11 protein-coding genes are annotated in these 16762 nt (G+C 68.8%); 6 read left to right on the top strand and 5 right to left on the bottom strand.

Going from position 1 to position 16762, the window contains the following annotated elements:
- Positions 1-30: 30 nt before the first annotated feature.
- On the bottom strand, positions 31-1278 hold the full coding sequence (locus EV640_RS00325) for an MFS transporter (protein ID WP_133725436.1): 1248 nt from the start codon (positions 1276-1278) through the stop codon (positions 31-33).
- Positions 1279-1498: 220 nt separating this feature from the next.
- A complete protein-coding gene (locus EV640_RS13635; RefSeq protein ID WP_208292145.1) occupies positions 1499-3115 on the bottom strand; it encodes a phosphotransferase in 1617 nt (538 codons plus the stop codon).
- A 117-nt stretch (positions 3116-3232) separates the two neighbouring features.
- Between EV640_RS13635 and nudC the strand changes: the two genes are divergently transcribed.
- Both nudC and EV640_RS00310 read left to right on the top strand, forming a co-directional pair.
- The gene (gene nudC, locus EV640_RS00315) at positions 3233-4372 is read left to right on the top strand and encodes an NAD(+) diphosphatase (protein ID WP_166645821.1); all 1140 of its coding nucleotides are present in this window, start codon (positions 3233-3235) and stop codon (positions 4370-4372) included.
- On the top strand, positions 4369-6558 hold the full coding sequence (locus tag EV640_RS00310; protein ID WP_133725434.1) for an ATP-dependent DNA helicase UvrD2: 2190 nt from the start codon (positions 4369-4371) through the stop codon (positions 6556-6558). The genes nudC and EV640_RS00310 overlap by 4 nt, the downstream gene beginning before the upstream one ends.
- A 57-nt stretch (positions 6559-6615) precedes the next feature.
- Here EV640_RS00310 and EV640_RS00305 read toward each other — a convergent pair whose 3' ends face one another.
- The 3 genes from EV640_RS00305 to EV640_RS00295 form a co-directional block, all read right to left on the bottom strand.
- On the bottom strand, positions 6616-7851 hold the full coding sequence (locus EV640_RS00305) for a M20 family metallopeptidase (protein ID WP_133725433.1): 1236 nt from the start codon (positions 7849-7851) through the stop codon (positions 6616-6618).
- 63 nt (positions 7852-7914) lie between these two features.
- A complete protein-coding gene (locus EV640_RS00300; protein ID WP_243832168.1) occupies positions 7915-8568 on the bottom strand; it encodes an AbgT family transporter in 654 nt (217 codons plus the stop codon).
- A gap of 435 nt (positions 8569-9003) precedes the next feature.
- Positions 9004-9549 (bottom strand): M48 metallopeptidase family protein, encoded by a 546-nt coding sequence (locus tag EV640_RS00295; protein ID WP_133725432.1) that lies wholly within the window; start codon positions 9547-9549, stop codon positions 9004-9006.
- A gap of 73 nt (positions 9550-9622) precedes the next feature.
- Here EV640_RS00295 and EV640_RS00290 point away from each other — a divergent pair, with 73 nt between their 5' ends.
- The 4 genes from EV640_RS00290 (at position 9623) to EV640_RS00275 (ending at position 16730) form a co-directional block, all read left to right on the top strand.
- A complete protein-coding gene (locus EV640_RS00290; RefSeq protein WP_133725431.1) occupies positions 9623-10615 on the top strand; it encodes a hypothetical protein in 993 nt (330 codons plus the stop codon).
- A 149-nt stretch (positions 10616-10764) separates the two neighbouring features.
- The gene (locus EV640_RS00285) at positions 10765-12309 is read left to right on the top strand and encodes a zinc-dependent metalloprotease (RefSeq protein WP_036473660.1); all 1545 of its coding nucleotides are present in this window, start codon (positions 10765-10767) and stop codon (positions 12307-12309) included.
- A gap of 52 nt (positions 12310-12361) precedes the next feature.
- Complete coding sequence (locus EV640_RS00280; protein WP_243832167.1) at positions 12362-13453, top strand: YlbL family protein; 1092 nt, start codon at positions 12362-12364, stop codon at positions 13451-13453.
- Positions 13454-13610: 157 nt separating this feature from the next.
- Positions 13611-16730: a UPF0182 family membrane protein gene (locus tag EV640_RS00275; RefSeq protein ID WP_133725429.1), complete on the top strand. Its 3120-nt coding sequence runs from the start codon at positions 13611-13613 to the stop codon at positions 16728-16730.
- Positions 16731-16762: the final 32 nt, after the last annotated feature.

The raw sequence follows: 16762 nt of genomic DNA, 5'->3' as shown, positions 1-16762 counted from the left end.
GGCACAGCCCCCTTCAGGAGCGTGAACCGGTCAGATCGCAGTACGCGGAGTCTTCATCTTCCGAGTCAGGTGGATCGCGTAGAGCGCCACGCCCACACCCAGCACAGCGGCGCCGGCGCCGACATAGCTCGGTGCGCGCAGGCCCATCTCCGCGGCGATCACCTGGCCGCCCACCAGGGCGCCCAGGGCGTTGGCCGCGTTGAACGCGGAGTGGTGCAGCGAGGCCGCGAGCTGTGGGGCATCCGGGGCCGTGTCGATCAGGTGGGTCTGCATCGACGGGCCCAGCGCGCTGGCCGAGACGCCGACCAGGAACAGGAAGATCAGCATCAGGGCAGGGATGTGCGCGGTATAGGCGAAGAGCACCATGAACACCGCCACCAGGGCCATGGCGATCACCACGGTGCCCAGCACGGACTTGTCCGCCGCCCAGCCGCCGACGAAGTTGCCGACCACCATGCCGGCGCCGAAGAGCCCCACGATCCAGGGCAGCGAACTCTCGCTGAACCCGGTGATCTCGGTGCTGACCGGGGCGATATAGGAGTACAGCGCGAACATGCCGGAGAAGCCGACCACGGCGAGCATGATGCCCACCCAGAGCCGCTTGTTCTTCAGGCCCTTGATCTCAGAACGCATCGTGGCCTTGGCCGGGGGCATCTGCCGCGGCGCATAGCGGGCCACCGCGGCCATGGTGATCAGCGCGAGCACGATCACCGAGATGAACATCCAGCGCCAGCCGAACGCCTGACCCATTGCGGTCACCACCGGCACCCCGAGAACGTTGGAGATCGCCAGACCACCCAGAACGACGGCGATCGCGCGGCTGCGCTTGGCAGGGCCAGCCATCTCGGCCGCCATCAGGGCCGCCACAGCGAAGTAGGCGCCGTGGGGGAGCCCGGAGAGGAACCGGGCGATCAGCATGGTCTCGTAGTTCGGTGCGAAGAAGCTCAGCACGTGACCCAGCACGAAGATCCCGAGCAGCAGCAACGCGTAGGACTTCCGCTCGCGCTTGGCGCCCAGGATGGAGAGGATCGGGGCACCGATGACCACACCGATGGCATAGGCACTGATCAGCAGGCCAGCCTGCGGGATGGTGATGCCGAGATCAGCGACAGCCTCAAGCTGCAGCCCCATGATCGCGAACTCCGTGACACCCACGGCGAACCCGCCGATCGAGAGAGCGACGATGGCCAGCGCCACCTGTTTACGGGTGTACTTGGGCCCGGAGGGGGCCGGGTACGGTGAGCCGATGCCTGCTGGGGTCTGTTCCGCCGTGGTCATATCGTCATCCTGTGCTGCAGCCGGTCAAAGGAAGGGTGCGCCTGTCAGAGCGCGCGTGGAGCCTGGCCGAATCCGGGAAGCCGGGTGGAGACACTCACCCGACAACTGCGACGCGGCGGGGATCATTCCGGGGCGGCGCAGCCCCTCGTCGCTGAGGGCCCATCGGCAGGGGACCTGGACTATGCGGCTCCTCCACGGTGAGGAGGCCGAGCCAGGTAACTCAGGCGGCCGGTGGGCGCAGGCCCGGGTGCCGCTGGTAGATCGACTCCTGGCCGTCTTCGTCCGCTTCCGGGGAAGCTGCCGAATCGGCAGACGCCGGGGAGTCCGGCGACTCCGGGGAATCGGGGGATTCCGGCGAGTCGGGAGATGCTGGTGAGCTGGAGGGCTCCGGGTCTGCATGATCGACCGGCGCAGCGGACTGCGCCGAGGACGCCGACTGGGCCGAGGAAGCAGACTCCGTGGAGGCCGCCGAGCTGGCCGAGGCGACCGCGGGGAAGAAGTGCTTCTCCTTCGCCCGACGCTCGGAGGCCTCATCGGGGTGGATCGGGAGGTCGCCCTCGTCCTCTTCCTCGAAGATGCGGTCCGGGAGCGGCTCCTCAGCTGGCGGCTGGTCCATGATCACCGGGATCGAGCCGGTGGGCTCATCCCCGGGCAGCGGCCGCGGCGCGAAGGCCGGGACCTTGCCGGTCTGATCGTGATCCTCGGTGACCTCTTCACGGACGTCCTCGTGGTTGCTCCTCCCGGAGGCCGCGGCGTCAGTGATCACGGCGGGCTCGTCGTCGTCCTCGCCGGAGTCTGCCCACTCGCCGGTATCGGCCACGGTCGCTGCGGCACCCGCGCGAGCCACAGGGCGCGAGTCTTGGACCTCGGCCGGTGCCACCGGCGCTTCGCCCTCGGCGGGGGTCAGCGCGATCGGCTGCCCGCCGTAGGTCTCGATGTCGGTCTTCAGCTGCTCCAGCAGCCCCTTGGCCTCGGCGATCATCTCAGGGTTCTCACTGGCGTGGCCCCGGACCAGCCACTGGGCCAGCGCGAACTCCGCGGTCAGCGCGGCGCGGCGCATCAGGTGCTCGTCGACCTCGCCGGTGCGGTGGCGCCGGTAGGCCGCGAGGACCTTCTCGGTGAACTCCGCGTCTCCGGCGGCGGTGAGCCAGGCGAAGTCATCGGCCGGGTCGCCGCTGTGCAGGTCGGTCCAGCCGGTGACCGCCATGACGCGCTCGCCTTCGATGAGCAGCGAGTCTTCGTGCAGGTCCCCGTGGGTGACGGCTGGCGTGAAGCGCCACAGGTCGCGGTCCTCCATGGCGTGTTCCCAGCGGCGCAGCAGCAGGGCCGGGATCTCCCCGGTGGTCGCGGCCTGGTCCAGCTCGTTGAGCCGGCGCTGGCGGTAGCGTTCGGCGGAGTATCGGGGCAGATCGGCGTTGTCGACCACGGCCTCGTCGAGGTCATGGATCGCTGCGATGGTGCGCCCGATGTCCTCGATCACGGCCTGCGGCTGCTGGGCGAGCGCGCTGAGCTCCAGCGAGGTGCCGGGCAGGTGGTTGTAGACGAAGGTGCGCATCTCCCCGCGGCGCACGGCGCCCGCGACGGAGGGGACCCGGAAGGGCAGCTCGGCGCGGATGCCGGTGGAGAAGCCGCGCAGCACCTGCAGCTCGGTCTCCAGGCGCATCGCTGCCTCCTGATGCTGAGGGGAGCGGATCCTCCAGCGGTGACCTTCGGAGTCGATGACGACGGCGGAGGTGAAGTCGCGGGCGTCATCAGCCGCCGCAGCCACGCCGGTGGGGGAGAGCCCCGGCACTGCCGCGGTCGCCAGGGCCGCAAGTTCCATCGATGTCCATCGCACGAGGACCAGCGTATGGGGTCCGAGCCCATACCCGGTGCCAGGCCACGCGGAATTCAGAAAATCGCGCGGGATTGGTCTACAGAAGGTCCTGCCGATGCGGCGACGCTCACTGTCCACATGGCTCTTCTGGGTGCTCGCGGCAGCCACGAGCCCGGTACGGTGGAGGGTATGCATATGCACTCCCGGGACCCTGGCGAAGGCCTGCTCGTACTGCCCCAGGACGGGGCCCGGATCGACCGGCTCGACGCCGAGCGCAAACGCCCCGAATGGCTCAGCGAGATCTGGTCCACCCCCGGCACCCGGGTGCTGCGCCTCTTCGGCCGCCGCGCCCGGCTCAGCGGGAACCGACTCGACTATGAAGAGGCCACCGGGCCGCTGCCCGAGGGCGCCGTGGCGCTTGGCGCGGTGGACCCCGCCGAGCTGCCCGACGCCGCTCCCAGCATCACGCCCGGTGAGGCCGCGCCGGTGCACGTGGTCACGGTGGCCCACCCCAAGCCCGCCGATGAGCAGGCCGCCGCCGGGACCACCGGCACCACCTGGGCGGACCTGGCCTTCGCCGGCTCCCAGCTGACCCCGGTGGACGCCGCCCTGCTCACCCAGGCGCTGGCGATCACCACCTGGCACGCCCGCAGCCCGTTCTGCGCCGCCTGTGGGACCGCCACCGCGGTGGAGGTCTCCGGTTGGCGACGGACCTGCCCGAACTGCGGCGCGCAGACCTTCCCACGCACCGACCCTGCCGTGATCACCGCGGTGCTCGACGTCGAGGATCGGATCCTGCTGGGCTCCGCGCACCGCTGGGAGACTCACCGCTATTCCACCTTCGCCGGGTTCGTCGAGGCCGGGGAGTCAGTGGAAGCGGCACTGGCCCGTGAGATCGCGGAGGAGGCCGGCGTCGTCGTCTCGGAGATCCGCTATATGGGCTCACAGTCCTGGCCGTTCCCGCGCTCGCTGATGCTCGGACACTTCGCCGTGACCCACGACGCCACCATGGCCCGGCCCGACGGCGACGAGATCCGCGATGTCCGCTGGTTCACCCGGTCGGAGCTCGCCGAGGCCGCCGGAGCCGGAGACGTCAGCCTGCCCACCCGCTCCTCGATCTCCCGGGCGCTGATCGAACGCTGGCACGGCACCCCGATCCACGCGTCCTCCGACGCCCAGCCGAGCCCGGCCGCCCACCGCGCGAGTGTTGCCAGCAACGGCCGTACCGGCGCGGCCGCCAACGGCCGGACCGGCCAGGCAGGACAGCAGCCCCGATGAGCCAGCCCGCCTTCTCCTCCAGCTCCTCCACCGGACACGCGCTCTCGGCCACCCAGCTCGCCGCGGCCCCGCCCGAAGCGATCCTCGACGGCCTCGATGAGGAACAGCGCCTGGCCGCCTCCACGCTGAAGGGTCCGCTGTGCATCCTCGCCGGCGCTGGGACCGGCAAGACCCGCGCGATCACGCACCGGATCGCCTACGGCGTCCGGGCCGGGGTCTATGACCCGCACCGGCTGCTCGCCGTGACCTTCACCGCCCGCGCCGCCGCCGAGATGCGCTCCCGGCTCAGTGCGCTGGGCGCCCCCGGGGTCCAGGCCCGCACCTTCCACGCCGCGGCGCTGCGCCAGCTGCAGTACTTCTGGCCGGTGGCCATCGGGGGGACCATGCCGCAGATCCTCGACCACAAGGTCCGGCTGCTCGCCGAGGCCGCCCGCCGGCTGCACGTGACCACCGACCGCGCCGCGCTGCGCGACCTGGCCAGCGAGATCGAATGGGCGAAGGTCTCCACACTGACCCCGGAGTCCTACCTGGAGGTCGCCACCGCCGAAGGTGCCGGCCGTCCCGCGCCCGGGGGAGTGGACCACCGCACCTTCGCGAAGCTGTATCAGTCCTATGAGGACGTGAAGCTGGACAAGCATCTGATCGACTTCGAGGACGTGCTGCTGCTCAACGTGGGCATCCTGGAGGACGACGAGCGGGTGGCCGCCCAGGTGCGCCAGCAGTACCGCCACTTCGTGGTCGACGAGTACCAGGACGTCTCCCCGCTGCAGCAGCGGATGCTGGACCTCTGGCTCGGCGGACGCGAAGAGATCTGCGTGGTCGGCGATGCCGCGCAGACCATCTACTCCTTCACCGGCGCCACCCCGGACTACCTGCTCGGCTTCAAGCGCCGCCACCCGGAGGCGAACCTGGTCAAGCTGGTCCGGGACTACCGCTCCACCCCGGAGGTGGTGAAGCTGGCGAACTCGCTGCTGGCCGACCGCACCCGGGAGTCCGTGAAGCTCACCGATCCGGCGCCCTGGCCCGAGCCGCTGCAGCTGATCTCGCAGCGTGAGCGCGGACCGGTCCCGAAGCTGATCCAGCACGCCGACGATGACACCGAGGCCGGCTGGATCGCCTCCGAGATCAAGGCGCTGCAGGAACAAGGCGTGCCGCTCTCCGAGGTCGCGATCCTCTACCGGACCAACGGGCAGTCCCAGGCGTTCGAACAGAGCCTGGCCACCGCCGGGATCTCGTATCAGCTCCGCGGCTCCGAACGGTTCTTCTCCCGCCGCGAGGTCCGCGAGGCGCTCGCTGCTCTGCGCACCTCCTCGCTGGTCGACGACGCCGGGGACGCGGTGTCCAAGAGCGTGCGCGACATCCTTTCCTCTCACGGCTACTCCGCGAAGGCGCCTGAGGCCACCGGCGCGGTCCGGGAACGCTGGGAGTCGATGGCGGCGCTGGTCGCACTCGCGGACCAGCTCTCCACCGAGCGCGAAGACTTCACCATGCGCAGCTTCATCTCCGAGCTGGAGGAACGTTCCGCCGCGCAGCACGCCCCCACCGTGGAGGGCGTCACGCTGGCCTCGCTGCACTCGGCCAAGGGCCTGGAGTGGGAGGCGGTGTTCCTCGCCGGACTCTCCGAAGGGCTGATGCCGATCACCTTCGCCAAGACCCAGAAGGAGGTCGACGAGGAGCGCCGGCTGTTCTACGTGGGCATCACCCGCGCCCGGAAGTTCCTCTTCCTCTCCTCCGCCGCCTCCCGGCACACCGGCGGCCGAGGCCGACGCACCCCGTCCCGATTCCTGCGCCCGCTGCGCAAGGAGATGGGGATGGAGGAGCCCGGTCGGAAGATCATTCCCTCGGGAGGGCCGAGCCCGAACGCCTCAGGACGCAAGAAGAAGGCCTCCACCTGCTCCACCTGCGGGAAGGTCCTCACCAACGGCACCGAGGTCAAGCGGCGCCGTTGCGAGAGCTGCCCCGCCCGCTACGACGAGGCGCTCTTCGAGAAGCTGCGCGCCTGGCGGAGCGACTACGCCAAGGAGCTCGAGGTGCCCGCGTTCGTGATCTTCACCGACGCCACCCTGGAGGTCATCGCCGAGCGCAGGCCCACCTCGGACGAGGCGCTGCTGAAGGTCCCCGGCATCGGTGAGCGCAAGCTCGAGAAGCACGGCGACCGGCTCCGCGAGATCCTCAACGAGATCTGAGGCCCGGATCCGGCCGCTGAACCGCACGCTCAACCGGACGCTCACCGCTGAGGAGCGCTATTCGGCGAGCATCCCGGCCAGCAGCGCCGTCTGCGGGGCCACCCCGGAGATCAACAGGTGCTCGTGCCAGGCGTGGGGTCCCTCGCCGACTGCTCCGAGCCCGTCGAGCACCGGCAGCCCCAGGGCAGAGATGAAGTTCGCGTCTGAGGCCCCGCCGACCATCCGGGGACTCAGCTCGCGGCCCAGGCCGGCGGCGAGCTGCGCGAGCCGGGCCATCGCGGCCTCCGAAGCCGGGGTGGGATTCATCGGGGGACGGTTCGCATCGACCTGAAGCTCCAGGCGCAGCCGTTCATCGGAGCGGTAGGGCTCGGGCAGGGTGAGCGCGCGCAGCGCATCGGCGACCCGATCCTGCTCCGCGGTCTCAGTGACACGCACATCGACCAGGCACTCCGCGCGACCGGCGACCACGTTGCGCCCGGTCCCGCCCTGCAGCGTTCCCACATTCACGGTGGTGCCCCGCTCCGGGGCTGCCAGCGCGACGATCTCGGGCACCAGGACCGCCAGCGCGTGCACCGCGCTGGCCCCGTTCTCCGGCTCGAGCCCGGCATGGGCCTCCACGCCGTGGACCGTGATGTCGGCGAAGACCATGCCCTTGCGCCGGTCCTTCGGCTGGCCGCCGGCGCTGGGCTCGGGGACCAGGGTGACCCGGGAGTCCTTGGTGGCGGCCTCGATGACCGGTCGTCCCGCCACCGAGCCGATCTCCTCGTCCCCGGTGAGCAGCAGCCGGACCGGGGCATGCGTGATCCCTGCCGAGCGCAGGGCCAGCACCGCCCAGATCGTCTGCACGATCCCGAACTTCATGTCCAGCACCCCGGGGCCGGTCAGCCGGTCTCCGTCGATGCTCATCGGCCACACGCTCAGCGTGCCAGCCGGCCAGACCGTGTCGTAGTGGCACACCGAGGTCACCGGCGCCTCCGAGGTCACCGCAGCTGCGGCGTCGTCGGCCGCCGCGGGAGCGCCGGGCCAGAGTAGCTCGAGCGCATCGCCGTATTCGCCCCCTTCAGTGCGCGCCTCATGGCTCGGCTCGCCCAGCCGCTCGATCGTCAGTGCGCGGATCTCCGTCAGGCCTGCGTCGAGCAGGGCCTTGTCCTGGCTCGGGGTCTCACACTGCACGATCCTCCTGAGGTCCTCCAACACGTCCTTCAGGTGCTCGGTGATGAACGTCTGAATCTCCAACAGCTGGGCAGATGTCAGCACGGCCGTGTCCTCGCGGGTCAGGTGCTCAAGGTTCATGGGTCTCCTTCATCGATGTGAACAGGTGCAGTGATCTGGCCTGGCCAGATCGGGGTGGTGGGGTCAGCGGACCGGAACGCCAGGCCCCAGCGGAATTCCGATCGCGAACCAGAGCATGAAGAACAGGAACCAGGACACGAGCAGGGCGACGGCGACCGGGAGCGTCAGCGAGACGAGGGTGCCGATTCGGGTCTTCGGGTAGTAGCGCTGCATATAGCCCAGGACCAGCGCGATGTAGGGGCTCATCGGCGAGACGATGTTGGTGGGGGAGTCTCCGATGCGGAAGAGCATCTGGGTGACCTCCGGGGAGGTGCCGACGAGCATCAGCATCGGGACCAGCACCGGGGCCATCAGGGTGTACTGGGCGGAGCCCGAGGTGATCGCGAAGTTGAACATGGCGACCAGCAGCACCACCCCGGCGAAGAGCACTCCGGCGGGCAGGTCCAGCTGTTCGAGCACCTGGGCACCCTCGATGGCCAGCACCGCGCCCATATTGGACCAGCCGAAGTAGGCGATGAACTGCGCGGCGGCGAAGAAGAGCACGATGACCCCGGAGAGCTCCTTGATCGAGCGCGCCATCAGTTCCGGGATGTCGCTGGGCCGGGTGATGGTGCCGGCCTTGATCCCGTAGGTGATGCCCACGACGAGGAACGCCAGCGCGATCGGCACGGCGACGTCGGTCAACAGGGCAGACGTCCAGGACGTCGGAGCCTTCACCGCGGAAGGGCGAGATCGGCAGGAACAGCAGCGAGAAGTAGGCGACCAGGAAGACCCCCAGGGCGACCAGCGAGGCCTTCAACGCAGCGACCTCGCGGCGGCTGTAGGTCAGCAGCTCGGCGTCCTCGGTGATCGCGCCGTCCGGTGCACCGTCCTGGGCGCGCTCGCGTCCTGCCGAGAGTACCGCGGTGGCTGCGCCTCCGGCGGCGTCCTCCTCGTGACGCATGCGCTCGGTCATCTGCTTCCCATCTGCCCACTCCGGGAACAGAGAGGCGTCGTGGTCCGGGCCGGGCAACGAGCGGTCAGTCTAATTCAGTCGACATCTCGTCGACATTGCCCCAAAAGTCCCCAGTCTCGGTGGCCTCGGCGTGCCATCGAGCCACAGTCCGGTGCCGCGGCACCGCACCTGCACTACTACGCACCCCCTGGCCGGGCTCAGTCGGCGTGGCGATCCGCCCAGCTGACCCCGGCCAGGAACGCGTCGGCCTCCGCGGTGCGCGGGTACTTCGCGATGAGCGCCTTGAACTCCGCTCCGTGCCCGGGCTCGATCAGGTGCGCCAACTCGTGGACCAGCACCGAGTCCTGGACCCAGACCGGCATCTCGCGCAGCCGTGCCGAGAGCCGGATGGTGCCGGTGGTCGAGGTCGTGGAGCCCCAGCGCTGGTGCTGCTGGGTGGACCAGCTCACCGCCTGCGGCTGCGGGACACCGTCGAAGTACCGGGTGGAGAGCGCGCGGGCGCGCTGCGCCAGTTCCTCGTCGCTGCGCGGCCGCCGGGCCGCCCGGCGGCTGAGCTTCTTCTGGAACGCCCGGGCGTGATCTTCGATCTCGCGCTGACTCAGCCGCACCGGGACCCGCAGACGCAGGGTCCCCGCGACCTGATCAGCGGTGATGGTCCGGGTGCGCCGAGCCGAGCGCACCACCAGCACCTGCTGGCCGTCCACCGTGATCTCTTGCTGTTGCTGAAGCTGCCGCGACGCCATGCCCAGGAGCCTAGCCCGGCCCAAGACTGTGGAAAACTCCGTCGGCCGATTCCAACCTTGACACCATGGGTACATGTTGCCGGGGACAGTGCCAGGGGATTGGAGTCAGGCCTTCGTGCTCGACGCGCGCACCGTTCAGCTCGGCGCCGGGGCGCAGGCGGCGCGGATCATCGGCCCGGCGCAGCAGACCCTGAAACGCCTCGGAGAGGCCCGGACCGCCGGCGGGATCGTCGAAGCCGCCGCCGCCCCCGGCACCGCCGAGCAGGGGCTCCGGGTGCGGGCGAGGCGTCAGCTGGCGGCGGTGTTGATCGACGGGCTGCCCCGCCCGGGCGCGCTGCTCGCCGAACAGCTGGCCCGCCTGCCGCTGGGTCTATTGCTGCTGCGCGACGATCACCCGGTGGACCGTGAGGACGTGGCGGATGGGTATCCGGCGGCGGCCGTCGGTCAAACCCGCGCCGGAGCGGTCCGGCGCTCCTGCCTGCGGCAGAACCCCGAGATGACCGTGATCACCTGCTCGGTGCTGCCCCCGCAACCACCGGCCACCCCGGAGGCCGCCGCCCCCGGGCTGCCGCAGGAACCGGTGGACATCCACGTGATCTTCGCAGCGCGCGCCGTCGACCCTGCGCGACTCTTCGCCGCCGCCGCCCGGGCCCGGCTGGTGCTGCCGGTGGTGCACCACCTTGAGGAGTGGCAGATCGGACCGCTGCTCAGCCGTGAGCGCGGACCCTGCCCGCAGTGCTTGGAGCTGCACGGCACCGCATCCGACCCACACTGGACGGCGGCGCAGGCCGCGCTCGCAGAAGAGGCCCCGATCGAGGAACGGAGCAGCTTCTTCGAGGAGGACCTCGGCTTCGCCGGGCATGCGGCACCCGCGCAGGAATCCGCTGCGGCGGTGGTGGCGAGCCTGCTGGCCCGCGAGATCCAACTCGTCATCGATGGGCAGTTCATGCCGCAGACCGCGGCGCGCAAGATCGGGCTCGGCGCCGCGACCGGGTGGCTCAGCCTGGAGCCGGTGACCGCGCATCCGGAATGTGAGTGCCGATTGCGCACTCCTGGACCCGGGTGAACAGATCCGGAGCGCCACGCCCACCGTCAACGTAGAACCGAAGACTTCATCCTGTGGCGAACTGACCGCGCTCATACAGACATCACCGAGCCGCGCTGGATACGCTGGAGTTTCTCAGGCCGAACCAGGATCACCACAGGGAGCGTCCGATGAGCCAGAACAACTCCGGCAACAACGACCAGGGCAACGGGGAAGACCCACGTGACCCCATGGAGGAGTTCTTCAAACAGCTCTTCGGCGGGCAGATGCCCGGCCAGACCCCCGGCGATGACGCGGACAAGGACGACGCCGCCAAGCGTGGTCCCAGCATCGGGTTCACCGGCACCCCTGGTGCGCCCGGCGCAGCAGGCTCCGGCGAGGCGGGCGGGTTCCCCGGCTTCCCTCCCGGGTTCGACCCCTCGCAGATCCCCGGCATGGCCGATATGAACCCGCAGATGATGCAGCAGATCATGGGACAGGTCCAGTCCATGTTCTCCGCCATGCAGAACCCCTCCGAGGAGGACAAGGGGCCAGTCAACTGGTCCATGGCGCGCCAGGCCGCCCGTCAGGCCGCCGCCGGGGATGATCCCAGCGTCTCGGCCGCCGAGCGCAAGGAGATCGACGACGCGCTGCGCCTGGCTGACATGTGGCTCGACGGCGCCACCACCTTCGAGACCGCCGGGCAGATCGGCCAGGCCTGGTCCCGCGCCCAGTGGGTGGAGGAGACCTTCGAATCCTGGAAGCGGCTGACCGAACCGGTGGCCGAATCGGTCTCCAAGGCGCTGGGCAGCGCCATCAAGGATCAGCTCGGCGAACAGGGCTCCGGGCTTCCCCCGGAGCTCGAGTCCATGATGGGCGGAGCCGGAGCGCAGCAGATCACCGGAATGATCGAGTCCATGGGCGGCATGGCCTTCGGCATGCAGCTCGGCCAGGCCGTGGGTGCACTCGCCAAGGAGGTCGTCTCCTCTTCGGACACCGGGCTGCCGCTGGCCGGCAACACCACCGCGCTGCTGCCCAAGAACGTGAGCGAGTTCAGCAAGGGCCTCAGCGTGGACAAGCGCGAGGTGCTGCTCTACCTGGCGCTGCGTGAAGCCGCCCGGATGCGCCTGTTCAACAACGCCCCCTGGCTCGAGCAGGACCTGTTCAACGCGGTCGGCCAGTACGCCGCAGGGATCCACATCGACATGGACCGGATTGAAGAGGCCGCCAGCCAGATGGATCCGAACAACCCGGAGGCGATGAACTCGATCCTCGGGGAGGGCCTCTTCCCGGAGGAGCGGACCCCCATGCAGGAGGCCGCGCTCAAGCGGATCGAGACCACACTGGCGCTGGTCGAGGGCTGGGTGGACGACGTCGTCACCCAGGCCGCCGAACACCTGGAATCGCTGTCCCGGCTGCGCGAGACGATGAACCGCCGTCGTGCCTCCGGGGGACCGGCGGAGGACACCTTCGCCGCGCTGGTGGGACTGGAGCTGCGCCCCCGCCGACTCCGTGACGCCGCCGCCCTCTGGGCGCACCTGCGCGAGACCGAGGGGATGTCCGGCCGCGATGAGGTCTGGGGTCACCCCGACGTCCAGCCCGACGAGAAGGACCTCGACGATCCCACCGGCTTCCAGCAGCGCCGCGCGGAGCGCCAGGAAGAGACCGCGAAGATCGACGAGGAGCTGCAGAAGCTCCTCGACGGCGGATACGACGGCAAGTCCCCGGGGGCCTGACGTCATCTTCCAGGGACGCTCGTCACAGGTGCGATGATGGATGCCGATCATCATGACTGAGCGCACCCTGAAACCGAAGAGGCCGAGCCTGCGGAGAAGCCTGCAGGCGGTGGCCGGCACGTCAGCGCTCATCATCGGGCTGCTCAGCCTCCTCCTGCCCAGCCCTTACCTGGTGGAGAGCCCTGGCCCGATCTTCAACACCATCGGTGAGATCGAGGATCAGGCTGTCATCTCCGTCAACGGAGAAGAGACCTTTCCCACGGAGGGTTCGCTGAACCTGACCACCGTGTTCGTCGCCGGTGCCCCCACCTCCACGGTGCGGGTCCCGGAGGCCGTCACAGGGTGGCTGAACCCGGGCACCGACATCCAGCCCCACGAGCTGATCTACCCCTCCGGCACCACCGCGGAGCAGGTCCAGCAGCAGAACACCGCCGCGATGACCAGCTCCCAGGACCTTGCGGTGGCTGCCGCACTCAACGAGCTGGGCATCGACTATGACCAGCAGCTCTCCGTCATCGACTTCACCGCCGAGGCGGTCGAGGTCGGCACCGACGACCAGCTCCAGCCCGGTGATCAGGTCACCGCCGCCGCCGGCAGCTCCATCACCGGACTTCAGGGACTGCGTGACGCAGTCAACACCGCCGCAGGTCAGCCGGTAGCATTGACAGTGCTTCGTGATGGCGAGGAGCTCGACTACGAGGTCCCCACCTATCAAGAGGCAGATGGCGACTACTACGTGGGAATCATGCTCGGGAACGAGTTCGTGTTCCCCGTGGACGTCGACATCGAACTTGACGGCGTCGGCGGTCCCAGCGCGGGGCTGATGTTCACTCTCGGCCTCGTGGACTCGATGACCGAGGGGTCCATGACCGGCGGCGAGGACTGGGCCGGCACCGGCACGGTGGATCCGGACGGTACGGTCGGACCCATCGGCGGCATCGCCCAGAAGGTCGTCGGGGCGCGGTCCCAGGGGATTGAGAACTTCCTCGTCCCGGCCGCGAACTGCGCGGAACTCGATGGGCGGGTGCCCGACGGACTGGCGACCTACGCCGTCGAGGATGTAGCCGAAGGACACGCGATCGTCGAGGCGGTCCGCGACTCAGACGAAGACTTCCTCGCAGGGCTCGAGCCCTGCGGAAGCTGAACCGGGAAACCGGTCCAGCCGGGTCAGCCCGCTGACCCACCAGCAGCAGTGGTTCCTCACCGGCACCGAAGGACCAGAGGCACTGGAGAACTAGCAGCATCGAAGAACCAGCAGCACCGATGTATCCAAGCACATATATAGAGACGAGGGTTTATCCGTGAGTTTCTCTCAGGGATTCGGGTCCGCGAACCCGTTCGGCGGAGGCCTGTTCGGCTCCGGTCCGGGCGGGGACGGCGGCGACAACTCCGGCGGGTCCGGTTCCGACCGGCCAGCGAGGAGTTCCGGGCCGCGGCGGCCGTCAGCATTGGTGCTGACGATCATCATCATCGCCGCGCTGATCGGCATTTTTGTGGCGTCTTCCGGCTTCTACGCCGAGATCCTCTGGTTCAACCAGCTGGGCTATGAAGACGTCTTCTGGACCGAGCGCATCGCCCGGGGCGTGATCTTCCTGATCGCGTTCCTGCTCATGGCCGGCCTGGTCTGGCTCAGCCTGTTCCTGGCGTTCCGCAACCGGCCCCAGGTCCAGCAGAACCAGATGAACGAATCGGTGATCCGCTACCAGCGCACGCTGAACTCCATGCGTCGCCTGTTCATGATCGGCCTGCCCGTGCTGATGGGCCTCTTCGCAGGCACCGCGGCCCAGGGCAGCTGGGAGAACGTGCTGCTGTTCATCAACCAGCAGCCCTTCGGCATGACAGACCCCGAATTCGGGATGGACTTCGCGTTCTTCGTCTTCACCCTGCCCTTCCTCGGGTTCATCAACGGCTTCCTCATCTCGGCAGTCCTGGTCGCCGGCATCGCCGGCATCCTGACCCACTACCTCTTCGGCGGCATCCGCATCGAGGCCAACGGCAAGTTCGTGGTCGAGAGGGCCGCCCGCTGGCACATCGCCGTGACCGGCGCACTGTTCCTGCTGCTGCAGGGCGCGAACTGGTGGCTCGACCGCTACGCCACCTTGCAGAACCAGAGCGGCACCTGGGCCGGCGCGCTCTACACCGACGTCAACGCCGTCATCCCGGCGCAGGCGATCCTGGCCGTGGCCGCGGTGCTGGTGGCAGCCATCTTCATCGTCACCGCCATCACCGGACGCTGGCGCTTCTCCATCATCGGTTCCGCCATGCTGCTGATCACTGCGATCATCGGTGGCGGACTGGTCCCGTTCTTCGTCCAGGAGTACCAGGTCCAGCCTTCGGAGCGCACCCTGGAGACCCCGTTCATCGAGCGCAATATGGAACTGACCCGTTACGCCTACGGCCTGCACGAGATCGAGCAGGAGAGCTACGACGCCGACGCATCCGCCACACCGGGTGCGCTTGCGGAAGATGCTGCCAATACGCAGAACATCCGACTGCTGGATCCGAACCTGGTCTCTGCCGCATTCGGGCAGTTCCAGCAGTTCCGCCAGTACTACTCCTTCCCGGAGACGCTGAGCTTCGACCGCTATGAGATCGACGGCGAACGCCGCGACACGGTCATCGCCGCTCGTGAGCTGAACGTGCCCACCGACGCCTCCTGGGTCAACCGGCACCTGATCTACACCCACGGCTACGGACTGGTCGCGGCCAACGCCAACACCGTCACCCCCGAAGGACGCCCCAGCTTCACGCTGCAGGGCATCCCCACCCGTGGTGAGCTCGCCTCAGATGAGGACTACGAGCCGCGCATCTACTTCGGTCAGAACTCTCCGGAGTACTCGATCGTCGGCGCACCCGAGGGAGCCGACCCGCTGGAGCTCGACCGTCCGGCGTCGGCCGACTCCGAGACCGAGACGGTCTACACCTTCGAAGGTGAGGGCGGTCCCTCCGTGGGCGGCCTGTTCAACCGGCTGGTCTACGCCATCCAGTTCCAGTCCCCAGAGATCCTGCTCTCCGGCGACATGAACGAAGAGTCGCAGATCCTCTATGACCGGGAGCCGCGGGAGCGGGTGCAGGAAGTCGCACCGTTCCTCGACGTCGATCAGAACGTCTACCCGGCGATCGTCGACGGCCGGGTGAAGTGGATCGTGGAGGGTTACACCACCTCCAACGACTTCCCGTACTCGGCCCAGCAGCAGCTGGAGCAGGCCACCACGGATACCCTGACTCAGGGAGCCCCGATGCTCACCGGTCAGGTCAACTACATCCGCAACTCGGTGAAGGCCACCGTCGATGCCTATGACGGCTCGGTGGAGCTCTACGCCTGGGACACCGAGGATCCGATCCTGCGGGCCTGGCAGCAGGTCTTCCCCGAGGCTCTGCAGCCTTACGAGAACATGTCGGCTGAGCTGCTGGATCACGTGCGCTACCCCGAGGACATGTTCCGCGTGCAGCGCGAGCTGCTCGGTCGCTACCACGTGACTGACCCCGGCACGTTCTACGAGAACAACGACGCCTGGTCCGTTCCCTCGGACCCGACGGTCGAGGACGAGAACGCGATGGCGCAGCCGCCGTACTACATGACGCTGCAGATGCCGGACCAGGAGGAGCCCTCCTTCTCGCTGACCGGCACATTCATCCCGCAGATCGCCGAGGGCGCCCAGCAGCGCAACGTGCTCTACGGCTTCCTCGCCGCCGCCGGCGATGCCGGCACCGGCGAGGACGGGGTCAAGGCGGAGGACTACGGTCAGCTGCGGCTGCTCGAGCTTCCGCGTGACACCGCAGTGCCTGGCCCAGGCCAGACTCAGGCGAACTTCGACTCGAACTCGCAGATCTCGCAGGAGCTGAACCTGCTGCGTCAGGGCGCGTCCGAGGTGATCAACGGCAACATGATCACCCTGCCTGCCGGTGGCGGCATCCTGTATGTCCAGCCGGTCTACGTGCAGTCCACCGGCACCGCGGCCGCCTACCCGGCGCTGCGCAAGGTGCTGGTCGCCTATGGCGAGGAGGTCGGCTTCGCCGACACCCTCGATGAGGCCCTCGACCAGGTCTTCGGCGGCGACTCCGGCGCGGCTGTGGCCGATGGCGCAGGTGTCACCGGTGACGCCGTGGACTCCGAGCTGGACGTGCCCGAGGGTGACGCTCCGGCCGAGGACGACGCGGCCACCGAGGAGGAGGCGCCTGCTGAGGAAGAGGCCACCACCGAGGATGAGACCGACGCCGAGGAGACCGAAGGTCCCACCGCGCCGACCGGTCCCGCTCAGGAGCGTCTGAACGATGCCCTGGATCGCGCAGGCGAGGCGCTCCAGGACTCGGATGAGGCACTCTCCGACGGTGACTTCGCCACCTATGGCGAGGCCCAGGAGCGGCTGCAGCAGGCCATCGATGATGCCCTGCAGGCCGAGGCTGACCTGGAGGAGTGATCCTCCGGAGCTGATCTGAAACCCGCAGAATC

The organism is Nesterenkonia aurantiaca (genome assembly GCF_004364585.1).
In the GTDB taxonomy this organism is placed as follows: Bacteria; Actinomycetota; Actinomycetes; order Actinomycetales; family Micrococcaceae; genus Nesterenkonia; species Nesterenkonia aurantiaca.
Note: the sequence above shows the minus strand (reverse complement) of the source record. Positions and strands in the feature narration are given on the sequence as shown.

Bases quoted from the DNA above. Each gene is read 5' to 3' on its own strand.
- EV640_RS00325 (WP_133725436.1), bottom strand. From the start codon at position 1,278: ATGACCACGGCGGAACAGACCCCAGCAGGCATCGGCTCACCGTACCCG.
- nudC (WP_166645821.1), top strand. From the start codon at position 3,233: ATGGCTCTTCTGGGTGCTCGCGGCAGCCACGAGCCCGGTACGGTGGAG.
- EV640_RS00310 (WP_133725434.1), top strand. From the start codon at position 4,369: ATGAGCCAGCCCGCCTTCTCCTCCAGCTCCTCCACCGGACACGCGCTC.
- EV640_RS00305 (WP_133725433.1), bottom strand. From the start codon at position 7,851: ATGAACCTTGAGCACCTGACCCGCGAGGACACGGCCGTGCTGACATCT.
- EV640_RS00295 (WP_133725432.1), bottom strand. From the start codon at position 9,549: ATGGCGTCGCGGCAGCTTCAGCAACAGCAAGAGATCACGGTGGACGGC.
- EV640_RS00290 (WP_133725431.1), top strand. From the start codon at position 9,623: ATGTTGCCGGGGACAGTGCCAGGGGATTGGAGTCAGGCCTTCGTGCTC.
- EV640_RS00285 (WP_036473660.1), top strand. From the start codon at position 10,765: ATGAGCCAGAACAACTCCGGCAACAACGACCAGGGCAACGGGGAAGAC.
- EV640_RS00280 (WP_243832167.1), top strand. From the start codon at position 12,362: ATGACTGAGCGCACCCTGAAACCGAAGAGGCCGAGCCTGCGGAGAAGC.